Origin of the sequence: Micrococcus sp. HMSC067E09 (genome assembly GCF_001812555.1) — a bacterium.
GTDB classification, from domain to species: Bacteria; Actinomycetota; Actinomycetes; order Actinomycetales; family Micrococcaceae; genus Micrococcus; species Micrococcus lylae.
This window is the reverse complement of record NZ_KV809452.1, coordinates 188,821-201,284: the sequence shown is the minus strand read 5'-3', so window position 1 is coordinate 201,284 and position 12,464 is coordinate 188,821. Positions and strand designations below refer to the sequence as shown.

General features: G+C 70.7%; 9 protein-coding genes. 6 read left to right on the top strand and 3 right to left on the bottom strand.

Annotation, left to right across the window (positions count from 1 at the left end; translation table 11 throughout):
- Positions 1-180: 180 nt before the first annotated feature.
- The 3 genes from HMPREF2863_RS12485 to HMPREF2863_RS10295 all read right to left on the bottom strand — a co-directional run bounded on the left by HMPREF2863_RS12485 (position 181) and on the right by HMPREF2863_RS10295 (position 4,879).
- Positions 181-255, bottom strand: coding sequence for a 50S ribosomal protein bL37 (locus HMPREF2863_RS12485; RefSeq protein ID WP_102213400.1), 75 nt, complete (start codon positions 253-255; stop codon positions 181-183).
- Positions 256-428: 173 nt separating this feature from the next.
- A complete protein-coding gene (locus tag HMPREF2863_RS10300) occupies positions 429-1,034 on the bottom strand; it encodes a GDSL-type esterase/lipase family protein (RefSeq protein WP_067189128.1) in 606 nt (201 codons plus the stop codon).
- Between the two features lie 107 nt (positions 1,035-1,141).
- Positions 1,142-4,879, bottom strand: a complete 3,738-nt coding sequence (locus tag HMPREF2863_RS10295; protein WP_070639846.1) for a multifunctional oxoglutarate decarboxylase/oxoglutarate dehydrogenase thiamine pyrophosphate-binding subunit/dihydrolipoyllysine-residue succinyltransferase subunit — start codon at positions 4,877-4,879, stop codon at positions 1,142-1,144.
- Between the two features lie 294 nt (positions 4,880-5,173).
- On the opposite strand from HMPREF2863_RS10295, the gene HMPREF2863_RS10290 reads away from it, so the two are divergent.
- The 6 genes from HMPREF2863_RS10290 (at position 5,174) to HMPREF2863_RS10265 (ending at position 12,373) form a co-directional block, all read left to right on the top strand.
- Positions 5,174-6,655: a GMP reductase gene (locus tag HMPREF2863_RS10290; protein ID WP_070639843.1), complete on the top strand. Its 1,482-nt coding sequence runs from the start codon at positions 5,174-5,176 to the stop codon at positions 6,653-6,655.
- A gap of 329 nt (positions 6,656-6,984) precedes the next feature.
- Positions 6,985-8,304, top strand: coding sequence for a hemolysin family protein (locus HMPREF2863_RS10285; RefSeq protein WP_070639922.1), 1,320 nt, complete (start codon positions 6,985-6,987; stop codon positions 8,302-8,304).
- Positions 8,301-9,359 (top strand): hemolysin family protein, encoded by a 1,059-nt coding sequence (locus HMPREF2863_RS10280; RefSeq protein ID WP_070639841.1) that lies wholly within the window; start codon positions 8,301-8,303, stop codon positions 9,357-9,359. The genes HMPREF2863_RS10285 and HMPREF2863_RS10280 overlap by 4 nt, the downstream gene beginning before the upstream one ends.
- A gap of 227 nt (positions 9,360-9,586) precedes the next feature.
- A complete protein-coding gene (locus tag HMPREF2863_RS10275) occupies positions 9,587-10,576 on the top strand; it encodes a metal ABC transporter substrate-binding protein (RefSeq protein ID WP_067189136.1) in 990 nt (329 codons plus the stop codon).
- Between the two features lie 61 nt (positions 10,577-10,637).
- Entirely contained in the window at positions 10,638-11,546 is a 909-nt protein-coding gene (locus HMPREF2863_RS10270; RefSeq protein WP_082739569.1) for a metal ABC transporter permease, read from the top strand.
- On the top strand, positions 11,543-12,373 hold the full coding sequence (locus HMPREF2863_RS10265; protein WP_070639838.1) for a metal ABC transporter ATP-binding protein: 831 nt from the start codon (positions 11,543-11,545) through the stop codon (positions 12,371-12,373). The genes HMPREF2863_RS10270 and HMPREF2863_RS10265 overlap by 4 nt, the downstream gene beginning before the upstream one ends.
- Positions 12,374-12,464: the final 91 nt, after the last annotated feature.

Genomic DNA, 12,464 nt, shown 5'->3' with positions numbered 1-12,464 from the left:
CACTGCGCCAGAAGCCTGTCCCCGCCGCCTACTGGTGAGAACACACCGTCACCGGCCCGTTCCGGGGCGCCTTGACGGTGTGTCCTCACCAGTCGATGAGGCGGAACGAGGGCCCTCACCCGAGCGGGTGAGGGCCCTCGCCGTCTGTGGGAACCTCAACGGTCACCCCAGCGCCTGGCTTCAGGCGTTGGGACGCTTGCCGTGGTTCGCGCCGGACTTGCGGCGGTCGCGGCGCTTGCGGGCACGCTTGCTCATCTGCGCACCTCCTTCTCAGTTGCGAACTTCACCATTCTTCCACACCACGGCGGGGTCGCCGGGCGGGAGGAACGTGCACCTGTCACGGTGCGGGCTGTCGGGACGTCACGCACCCCGTGAAGGGGGCGGCCGTCGTCGTGATCCTCCGGCCGGGGCCGGCCGAGGGCACAGGATCAGGCGGTCGGCTCCGGGACGCCGAGCCACTGGTACCAGCCGCGGTGCAGCACCAGCCAGGCGATCAGGCCGTGGCCGGCCTGGCCCGGGCGGCCCTGGCCGGCGGCCAGGTCCGAGCGCCACTGCTCGTGGGACACCAGCGGGGTGAAGGTGTCCACGTAGACCGCGTGACGGCGGTCCGCGACGTCCGCGTAGGCGGCGTTCAGCTCGGCCAGGCGCCGGTTGCGCTCCTCGTCCAGCGACGGGGTCGGACCCACCACCAGAGTGCGGATGTCCTTCTGCGCCGCCGAGTCCAGGATGTTGGCCAGGTTCAGGCGGGACCGGGCCGTGGACGAGGCGTCCAAGTCCAGGTCAGCGTCGGACAGGGCCACCACGAGACGGTTCTCGGTGGTGTCGTCGAAGCGGCGCGAGGTCTCGGTCCACCAGCGCTCGTTGAGCTGCTCGGTGGTCTCGTGCGGCACGGCCAGCACATAGTTCTCCAGGCTCACGTCCGGGGCGCTGGTGCGGGCCAGGACGCGTCCCCACCAGCCGATCGCACGGGGGTCTCCGGCGCCGGCCAGGAGCTGGTCGCCGACGGCGGCGATGCGGATCTGGCGAGTGTCCACTGGGGGACTCCTTCTCGTTCTGAAGCGGTGTACGGGTGTCTGTCCGGCTGTGCCGCGGTCCGGCCCCGTGGGAACGGAGCCGGACCGCGGCACTCACATGGAGCGGGTCAGAGGCCGAAGACGGCCTTCTGCAGGACCTCGGCCTCCTCGTCGTGGCGGCCCTTGGTGCCGGCGGAGGTCGCGGCCAGCGCCGGGCGGGACGCGAGGGTGACCTCACGGTCCAGTTGAGGCACCAGGTTCAGGGCCATGAACGGCCACGGACCCTGGTTGGCCGGCTCGTCCTGCGCCCAGACGACCTCGGCGTCCGGGTACTGGGCGAGCTGCTCCTTGATCTCCTCGGCCGGCAGCGGGTACAGCTGCTCGACGCGCACGATCGCCGTGGACTCGTCGCCCTCCTTCGCGCGGCGCGCGACGAGGTCGTAGTACAGGCGGCCGGAGACGAGGACGACACGCCGGACGTTCTCCGCCTTCACGGACGCGTCCGGGATGACCGCCTGGAAGCGGCCCTCGGTGAAGTCCTCCACGGAGCAGGCGGCGGCCTTCAGGCGCAGCAGCTGCTTCGGGCTGAACACGATCAGCGGCTTGCGCGGGCGGGCGTATGCCTGCTCCCGCAGCGCGTGGAAGTGGTTCGCACCGGTGGACGGGTTCACCACGCGCATGTTGTCCTCCGCGCACATCTGCAGGAAGCGCTCGATGCGGGCGGAAGAGTGGTCCGGGCCCTGGCCCTCGTAGCCGTGCGGCAACAGCAGCACGATCGACGAGGTCTGGGACCACTTCTGCTCGGCGGAGGAGATGAACTCGTCGATGATCGTCTGGGCGCCGTTGACGAAGTCGCCGAACTGGGCCTCCCAGAGCACGAGCGCGTCGGAGCGCTCCACGGAGTAGCCGTACTCGAAGCCGAGGGCGGCGTACTCGGACAGCAGCGAGTTGTAGACCCAGAACTTGGCACCGCCGCTGGCGAGGTCCTTGAGCGGGGTCCACTCGTCGTCGGTGGCGCGGTCATGGAAGACCGAGTGGCGCTGGGTGAAGGTGCCGCGCTGCGAGTCCTGGCCTGCCAGGCGCACGGACACGCCCTCCTTCAGCAGCGAGCCGAAGGCGGCCAGCTCGGCGAAGCCCCAGTCGATGCCGCCGTCCACGGCCATCTTGGCGCGCTTCTCCAGCAGGGAGGTGAGCTTCGGGTGCACGGTGAACCCCTCCGGGGTGGCCAGGTGGGCCTCGCCGATCTCGCGCAGCAGCTCCGCGGAGATCGCGGTGCCCTCCGGGGCCTGCGGCAGCCGGTCCTTCTCACCGGCCGGCTCGATGCCCGTGCCGACCACCGGGATGGCACCGGTGTGCACGGCGTGGGTCTCGGCGAAGGCCTGCTCCAGGCGCTGCTGGTAGTCCTTCAGCGCCGAGTCGGCCTCCTCCTGGGTGATGTCGCCGCGGCCCACCAGGGACTCCACGTACAGCTTGCGGGTCGAGCGCTTCTTCTCGATCAGGTTGTACATGCGCGGCTGCGTCATCGACGGGTCGTCGCCCTCGTTGTGACCGCGGCGGCGGTAGCAGATGAGGTCGATGACCACGTCCTTGTGGAACCGCTGGCGGTACTCGAACGCCAGGCGGGCCACGTGGACCACGGACTCCGGCTCGTCACCGTTCACGTGGAAGATCGGCGCCTGGATCGTCTTGGCCACGTCCGTGGCGTACACCGAGGAGCGGGCCTGGGACGGCGGGGTGGTGAAGCCCACCTGGTTGTTCACGATCACGTGCACGGTGCCGCCGGTGCGGTAGCCGCGCAGCTGGGACAGGCCGAGGGTCTCGCCCACCACGCCCTGGCCCGCGAACGCGGCGTCGCCGTGCACCAGGATCGGGAGCACGGAGAAGGAGTCCGGGCTCTCGGAGCCGCGGTTGAGGCGGTCCTGCTTCGCGCGGGCCACACCCTCCAGGACCGGGTTCACGGCCTCGAGGTGGGACGGGTTCGCGGCCAGGTACACCTTGGTGCGGTTGCCGGCGTCGGACACGAAGGTGCCCTCGGTGCCCATGTGGTACTTCACGTCGCCGGAGCCGGAGGCACCGCCCGGGGTGGCGCCCTCGAACTCGCGGAAGACCTGGGCGTAGGTCTTGCCGGCGATGTTGGTCAGCACGTTGAGGCGGCCACGGTGGGCCATGCCGATGGTGACCTCGTCCAGGCCGGAGTCGGCTGCCTCGGAGAGCACGCCGTCCAGCAGCGGGATCAGGGACTCGCCGCCCTCGAGGGAGAAGCGCTTCTGGCCGATGTACTTCGTCTGCAGGAAGGTCTCGAACGCCTCGGCGGCGTTGAGGCGGCCGAGGATGCGCAGCTGCTCCTCACGCGTGGGCTTGGCGTACGGGCGCTCCAGCTTGTCCTGGAACCAGGCGCGCTCGGACGGGTCCTGGATGTGCATGTACTCCACGCCGATGGTGCGGCAGTAGGCGTCGCGCAGCACGCCGAGGATGTTGCGCAGGGACAGGACGGACTTGCCGCCGAAGCCGCCGGTGGGCCACTCGCGGTCCAGGTCCCACAGGGTCAGGCCGTGCTCGAGGACGTCGAGGTCCGGGTGGGAGCGCATCGTGTACTCGAGCGGGTCCACGTCCGCCATGAGGTGGCCGCGGTCGCGGTAGGCGTGGATGAGCTGCTGCACGCGGGCGACCTTGCCCACCTGCTCCTCCGGGTTGACCTGCATGTCCTGGGCCCAGCGAACGGGCTCGTAGGGGATGCGCAGGTCTTCGAAGAGGTCGTCGTAGAAGTCCTGCTCGCCGAGCAGCAGGCCGTGGACGATCTTGAGGAACTCGCCCGACCCGGCGCCCTGGATGACACGGTGGTCGTAGGTCGAGGTCAGGGTGATCGTCTTGGAGACGGCCAGGTCGTTGAGGGTGGACTCCGAGGCGCCCTGGAAGGCGGCGGGGTAGGTGAGGGCGCCGACGCCGATGATGGCGGCCTGACCCTTGGACAGGCGCGGCACGGAGTGCACGGTGCCGATGCCGCCCGGGTTGGTCAGGGAGACAGTGGTGCCGGCGTAGTCGTCCATGGTGAGCTTGTTGGCGCGGCCGCGCTTCACCAGGTCGTCGTAGGCGTTCCAGAACTCGAGGAAGTTCATGGTCTCGGCGGCCTTGATGTTCGGCACCACGAGGGAGCGGGTGCCGTCCGGCTTCGGCAGGTCGATGGCGATGCCGAAGTTCACGTGGGGCGGCTCCACCATGGTGGGCTTGCCGTCCCGCTCTTCGTAGGTGACGTTCATGGACGGCATCTGCCCGAGGGCCTTGACCACGGCATAGCCGATGAGGTGGGTGAAGGAGACCTTGCCGCCGCGGGAACGGGCCAGGTGGCTGTTGATGACCACGCGGTTGTCGATCAGCAGCTTGGCCGGCAGGTCGCGGACGGTGGTGGCCGTCGGCATGGACAGGGAGGCGTCCATGTTGGAGGCGACGGCCTTGGCCATGCCCTTGAGGACGGTGGCCTTCTCCTGCTTCTCCTCAGCGGACTTCTCGGACGCGGTCGGCTCGGACGGCACGGCCTTGGAGGTGGAGGAGGACTTCTTCACGCCGGAGACCGACTTCTTCGCGGCGGGCGTGGCCGCTGCGGAGGAGGACTTCTCCGGGGCCTTCTTGCCCGGGTCCTCTGCGGGGGAGGCCTCCTTCTTCGCGGCGGGCTTCTCGGCCTTCTTCTCTGCCGGCTTCGCCTCCTTCTCCGCGGCGGCGGGCTGGGTGGCCTCGAGCCGTGCGAAGATCTGGGCCCACTGGGAGTCCACGGACGTCGGATCCGACTGGTACTTCCGGTAGATCTCGGCGACGAGCCTCTCGTTGCCCGGGAACTCTTCGGCGAGTCGGTCGGTCGTGAGCTCTGGCACTGTGTAACGCCTCTTCTCTGATGATGCTTGGTCAGCGGTGCACGGAGCGGCGCCGGGAGGCGCCGACCGTGTCCACGGTCGGCCCCGCGGGGTCGGCCATGCGGCCGCGATCTCACTCCTGCCGGTGCCGCCTGCCGGGCACGCGCCGTTTCGCGCGCGCACGACCAGCGGGACAGGTGAATCGCCTTCTGTCCATCATAGTGTTCTCCGGGCGCGTTCTGACCATCTGACAGCCGCCTCTGCCCGCACGCGGGGCGGGCCTCGCCGGCGTGGGTGATCTGGGACACTGGCTCCATGCGATTTCTGACCCCGCCGACCTCGGACCTCACCTACTCGGACGTCTTCCTGGTGCCCTCCCGCTCCTCGGTGACGTCCCGCATGGACGTGGACATCTCCACCGACGACGGCACCGGCACCACCATCCCCCTCGTCGCCTCGAACATGACCGCCGTGACGGGCCGCCGGATGGTGGAGACCATGGCCCGCCGCGGCGGCCTGGGCATCCTGCCGCAGGACGTGGACGTGGAGGTGATCTCCGAGGTGACGGCCCGCGTGAAGGCGGCCCACCCGGTGCTGGACACCCCGCTCACGGTGGGCCCGAAGGCGCCGCTGCTGGATGCGATCCACCTCTTCGACCGCCGGAACCACGACGCCGTCTGCGTGGTGGACGACGACGGCCGCCTCCTCGGCCTGCTCTCCCGCGCGGACTGCGAGGGCAAGGACCGGTGGGCCGCGGTCGGCTCCGTCATGGCCCCGCCCGTCCTGGTGCTCACCGCCGACGAGGTGCCCTCCGGCACCCCGGAGCAGATCGCCTCCTCGGCGCGGGCCGCCTTCGACCGCATGGCCGAGGCCCGCGTGCGGCTCGCCCCGGTCGTGGAGCAGGGGGACGACGACGGCCACGGACGCCTCGTGGGCGTCCTCACCGACCGCGGGGCCGTCCGGTCGACCGTGTTCGTCCCCGCCCTGGACGGCCGGGGCACGCTCCGCGTCGGCGCCGCCGTGGGCATCAACGGTCCGGTCCGGCAGAAGGCCCGTGACCTCGTGGACGCGGGCGTGGACGTGCTCGTGGTGGACACCGCGCACGGACACCAGGCGACCATGCTGCAGGCCCTGGACGCGGTCCGCTCCGAGGTGGACGGCGTGCCCGTGGTGGCCGGCAACGTGGTGACGGCGGACGGAGTGCGGGACCTGGTCTCCGCCGGAGCGGACATCGTCAAGGTCGGCGTGGGACCGGGGGCGATGTGCACCACGCGGATGATGACGGCGGTCGGGCGCCCCCAGTTCTCGGCCGTGCTCGAGTGCGCCGCGGCGGCCCGGGAGCGCGGCGCCCACATGTGGGCGGACGGCGGCGTGAAGCACCCGCGGGACGTGGCGCTGGCCCTGGCCGCCGGAGCGAGCCAGGTGATGGTCGGCTCCTGGTTCGCCGGAACGCTGGAGTCGCCGGGCGACGTGGTGGTGGGGCCGGACGGCCGCCGCTACAAGGAGAGCTTCGGCATGGCCTCGGCGCGTGCCGTGCAGCACCGCACCCGGCACGACGACGCGTTCAGCCAGGCCCGCAAGGCCATGTTCGAGGAGGGCATCTCCTCCTCCCGCATGTACATCGACCCCGCCCGTCCCTCCGTGGAGGACCTGCTGGACTCCATCACCTCGGGCGTGCGCTCCAGCCTCACCTACGCCGGCGCCACCACCCTCGCCGAGTTCCGCGAGCGCGCCGTGGTGGGCGTGCAGTCGGCCGCCGGCTACGAGGAGGGCCGTCCGGTCTCCGCGTCCTGGTGACCTGCGGCGCTGCCGGGACCGGAGGGGACCGCTCGTGCCACGTGCGTGCGCCCGCGCCCGGATTGGTCGTCCGAGGTAAGGGTGTGCAGACGTTCGTGCCACGTGCGTGCGCCCGCGTCCCGTGCGCGCACACGCGCGGCGCGCGAAGAATAGAGGTGCTCTTCGGCCCGTATACTCATGGGCACTATGGACCAACACTGTTCTGTTGCGCCCACCCGCCATGTCGGCGTCGCCGACGCGGCCGGATCGGAGCCTTCCAGTCCCAGCGCATCTGACGCACCGCGCACCGCCTTGACGGCCGGCGTCCCCGAGAGCGGGGGATGCTGACGATGGAGTGGATCCTCCTGGCCCTCGGCATGCTCCTGATCCTCGGCACCGGATTCTTCGTGGCCGTCGAGTTCTCGATGATCGCCATCGACGTCCCCACCGTCCAGCGCATGGTGGACGACGGGGACAAGGGGGCCGAACCGCTGCTGCGCTGCCTCAAGTCCCTGTCCACCCAGCTCTCGGCGTGCCAGCTGGGCATCACGCTGACGACCCTGCTCACCGGCTACGTCATGGACCCGGCCATCGGCGCCCTGATCGACGACCCGCTCGCCCAGCTCGGTGTCCCCGAGGCCGCCGTCCGGACCACGTCGCTCGTCATCGCCATGGTGATCGCGACCCTGCTGTCCATGCTGATCGGCGAGCTGATCCCGAAGAACCTGGCCATCGCCGAGCCGATGCGCCTGGGCCGGCTGATGGCCCGCCCGCAGCTGATGTTCACCGCCGTGTTCAAGCCGGCGATCGTCGTACTGAACGGCTTCTCCAACAAGGTCCTGCACCGCATGGGCCTGGAGGCCAAGGAAGAGATCTCCGGCGCCCGCAGCCCCGAGGAGCTGTCCTCCCTGGTGCGCCGCTCGGCGCAGATGGGCACCCTGGACGAGCGCACCGCGACCTTCCTGGACCGCACGCTGCGCTTCGCTGACCGCACCGCGGCCGACGTGATGACCCCGCGCATCCGCATGGAGACCATCGGCGCGGACGACTCCATCACCGCCGTGCTGGACCTGGCCCGCTCCACGGGCTACTCCCGCTTCCCGGTGATCGGCGAGTCCTCGGACGACATCCGCGGCGTGCTGCACGTGAAGAAGGCCGTGGCGATCCCGCTGGAGCGCCGTGAGGGCCTCACCGCGGGCTCGGTGATGACCGACGTCATCCAGGTTCCGGAGACCGTGCACCTGGACCAGCTGCTCACCGAGCTGCGGGAGGCGCCGCTGCAGGTGGCCGTGGTCCTGGACGAGTACGGCGGCACCGCCGGCATGGTCACCCTCGAGGACGTCGTCGAGGAGATCGTCGGCGAGGTCGCAGACGAGCACGACCGTGTCACCCCGGGCGTGCTCCAGACCGCCTCCGGCCGCTGGTACTTCCCGGCGGATCTGCGCCCGGACGAGGCGCACGCTCAGATCGCCGCCCTCGAGGTGCCGGAGGACGGTGCGTACGAGACCATCGGCGGCTTCATCATGGCCCGCCTCGGCCGCATCGCCCAGGTGGGCGACGTGGTCGAGATCGACGGCGGGTCGATCTCTGTGGAGCGCATGGAGGGTCGCCGCATCGAACGCGTCCGGTTCGAGCCCGCGCCCGCCCGTGACGGGGAGGCGACCGCATGAGCGACGACGTGATGGGCCTGATCTGGCTCGTGGTCCTGCTGGCGGCCAACGCCTTCTTCGTGGGCGGCGAGTTCGCCGTCATGGGCGCCCGCCGCTCGCAGATCGAGCCGAAGGCCGACGCCGGCTCCCGCCAGGCGAAGGTCGCCCTGTTCGCCATGGAGCACGTCTCCCAGATGCTCGCGGTCTGCCAGCTCGGCATCACCGTGTGCTCCCTGCTGATCCTGAATGTGTCCGAGCCGGCGCTGCACCACCTGATGGTCGTGCCGATGGAGGCACTCGGGCTGCCGGCGGGCGTCGCGGACGTCACCGCGTTCGTCCTGGCGCTGCTGATCGTGACCTTCCTGCACGTGACCCTCGGTGAGATGGTCCCGAAGAACGCCGCGGTGTCCTTCGCGGACAGGGCGGTCATGCTGCTGGCCACCCCGCTGGTGTGGCTGTCCAAGCTGCTGATGCCGATCATCTGGATCCTCAACCGCACCGCCAACCTCGCACTGCAGGCCCTGGGCGTGGAGCCGAAGGACGAGGTGGCCTCCAGCTACACCCTCGAAGAGGTCCAGTCGATCGTGGCCGAGTCCACGAAGTCCGGCACCCTGGAGGACGAGTCCGGCGTGCTGCACTCGGCGCTCGAGTTCTCGGACAACACCGCCGGGGACGTCATGGTGCCGATCGACAAGGTCGTCACCGTCCCGGAGGGCATCTCCCCGGAGCGCTTCGAATGGAACGTCGGCCGCATCGGCTACTCGCGCTTCGCGGTGGACGACGGCGACGGCGGCCTCTCCGGCTACCTCCACCTCAAGGACGTGCTCACCGTCCCGCCGAGCGGCCATCAGCTGCCGGTGCCGGTGACGAAGGTCCGCTCGCTGGCCAACGTCCGCGCCGCGGACGAGGTCGAGGACGCCCTGGCTCTGATGCAGCGCACCGGTTCGCACCTGGCCCGCGTGATCGACGAGGACGGCGTGACCGTCGGCGTCCTCTTCCTCGAGGACGTCCTCGAGGAGCTCGTCGGCGAGATCCATGACGCCACCCAGTCCACCCGCCGGGTGCACCCCTCCTGAGGGTGCCCCCGACGGCGGCCGCGTCGCCTGACGACGGCGAGCGGCCGTCGTCGTGCCCTCGCCGGCCGACCGCCGCAGACGGCTGTGGGAGATCCCTCACGTCCGGGCGGCGGTGCCGCCTCCGCGGACGCGGGGCCCCTGCCCGCAGTGCTATCGTTGCGAACGATTTTCATTCCCTCCGGTCGTGTTCGGCGCGCCGGACCCCCGTCACGGAAAGGCCTGCACGCATGTCTGTGTCCTCCGCCCGTCCATTCCTGGCCCTCACGGCCCTGCTGTCCGCCTCCGCTCTGGCGCTGACCGCCTGCGGCGGCTCCGATGAGACGGGCCCGGGCGCCGAGGACAGCGGCGAGAGGGAGACCGTGGCGGTGGCGACCACCACCCAGCTGGGCTCCGTGCTGGACCAGATCGCGCAGTGCAACGGCGCCCAGGGCCTGTCCGTGATGGGGCCGGGCGACGACCCGCACGACTTCGCCGCCTCCTCCCAGCAGGTGGCCGAGATGGCCCGGTCCGGCCTGGTGTTCACCAACGGCCTGGGCCTGGAGGGCGGCATGGGCTCGGCCCTGCGCAACGCGGAGGCCGACGGCGCCGAGATCGTGGAGGTGGCCCCGGAGGTCGACCCGATCCCCTTCGGCGCCGGCTCCGGCCACGACCACGACGACCACGGCGACCACGACGGGCACGACCACGGCTCGGAGGACCCGCACTTCTGGCTGGACGCCGCCCGCATGGCGAAGGCCGCGACCTTCATGGGCCAGACCCTGCAGGAGAAGACCGGGGACGAGAAGTACGCCGAATGCGGAGCCCAGGTCCACGACGAGCTGGTGAAGACCGACGAGAAGGTCCGCGAGATACTCGCGAGCATCCCGGAGGACAAGCGGACCCTCATGACGGACCACGATGCCTACGGCTACTTCGCCGAGGCCTACGACTTCGAGGTCACCGGCGTGGTCGTCCCCGGCGGCTCCACCGACGGCAAGCCCTCCTCGCAGGCCCTGGCCGAGCTGACCGAGATCCTGCGCGACAACGGCGCCTCGGCGCTGCTGACCTCGGTGGGCACTCCAATGGCCGAGGTGACCTCCCTGTCCCAGGACAGCGACGGCATCCCGGTGGTCGAGCTCTACGAGGGCGGCATCGGTCCGAAGGGCTCGGAGGCCGACACCTACGAGAAGGCCATGGTCTACAACGCCCATAAGCTCGCCGACGAGCTCGGCGAGTGACCCGCGCGGGGGGACAGGCCCCGGCCGGGACCGCCTCCACGCTCCAGAGAGGAGACCGCACATGGAATGGCTGACCGCGCCCTTCGAGCTCGGCTTCCAGCAACGGGCCCTGATGGGCGGGCTGATCGCGGCCGTCATGTGCTCCGTGGTGGGCACCTGGCTGGTGCTGCGCGGCATGAGCTTCTTCGGCGACGCCTTCGTGCACGGCGTGATGCCCGGCATCGCGACCGCCGTGCTGCTCGGCGGCAACGTCTACGTCGGTGCGGCCGTGGCCGCCGTGGTGATGCTCGCCGGCATCTCTCTGGTGCACCGGGCCACCACGCTCAAGGAGGACACGGCCATCGGCCTGCTGTTCGTGGGCATGATGGCGCTCGGCGTGGTCATCATCTCGATGTCCGACTCCTACACCGGGTCTCTGACGTCGATCCTGTTCGGAGACGCCCTGGGTGTGAGCGTCGAGCACCTGTGGATCCAGGGCGGCATCGCCGCGGCCGTGGTGCTGCTGGCCCTGCTGCTCTACCGCCCGCTGCTGACCCTGAGCTTCTCCGAGGCCAAGGCCCGGTCCCTGGGCATGTGCCCGCAGCTGACCCACGTGCTGCTGCTCGTGATGATCGGTGCGGCTGTGATCGGCTCGTTCCAGGCCGTGGGCACTGTGCTGGTGTTCGGCCTGCTGGTCGGTCCCCCGGCCACCGCCGCCCTGGTCACCCGCACCGTCCCAGCGATGATGTTCACCGCCATGGTCCTGGGCGCCTTCTCCGTCACCCTCGGCCTGATCCTGTCCTTCCACTGGAACACCGCGGCCTCGGCCACCATGGCCCTGGTGCCGATCGTCCTGTTCTTCGTGGTGCTGACCGTGCAGGCCGTGCTGCGCCGCGGCCGGGGCCGGGGCCGCCGCGCCGGACGCCGCGTGGCCGGGGACGCAGTGCTGACGCCCGCCGTCGAACCGACCGTGAAGGAGCCCACCGCATGAGCGCCGCGCACGCCCACACGCACCCGACCGGCGGCGCCCACCGCCTGCCCGGACCCGCCGACGAGCTGGCCTGCGGCCACGGCGTGGAGCTGCGCCACGGCGAGCATCTGGCCGTGCGCGCCTCGGACTTCTCGCTTCCGGCCGGGGGAGTGGTGGCCGTGATCGGCCCCAACGGCTCCGGCAAGTCCACCCTGCTGCAGGCCCTGGCCGGGGTGCTCAAGCCCACGCAGGGCACCGTCACCGTGCACGGCCAGTCCGCCGAGGAGCATGCGCGGAAGGTGTCCTTCGTGATGCAGTCCGTGCAGGTGCCGCCGGGCACCCCGCTCACGGTGCAGGACGTGGTCACCATGGGCACCTACGCCGGCACCGGTTGGTTCGGCCGCCTGACGCGTCAGGACCGCCGTCGCGTGGACGAGGCCATGGAGCGGATGAAGATCACGGACCTGGCCCGCCGCCACCTCTCCGAGCTCTCCGGCGGGCAGCGCCAGCGCGTCTACGTCGCTCAGGGCCTGGCCCAGGAGCACGACGTGCTCATGCTGGACGAGCCGCTCACCGGCCTGGACCTGGTCTCCGCCCAGACCATCGACGAGCTGATCCATGAGGAGCCCACCCGCGGCGTGTCCGTGGTGTTCACCACCCATGACCTGGACGAGGCCTTCGCCGCCGAGCACGTGGTGTTGATGAACGGCCGCGTGGTGGCCTCCGGCCCGCCCCGGGAGGTCTTGACCCGCGCCAACCTGGAGGCCGTCTACGGCATCGGCACGCTCCACGCCCCGCAGGGTGCGTTCTGGGACGAGCCGGTGGAGTCTGAACGCCCGCAGGACTGAACGGCCCGTAGGACTGAACGGCCCGTAGGAGTGGCTGCACGCCGGACTGAACGCCCGGCACCCCGTCCGTCGTCGCGAACTGGTCCCGTCC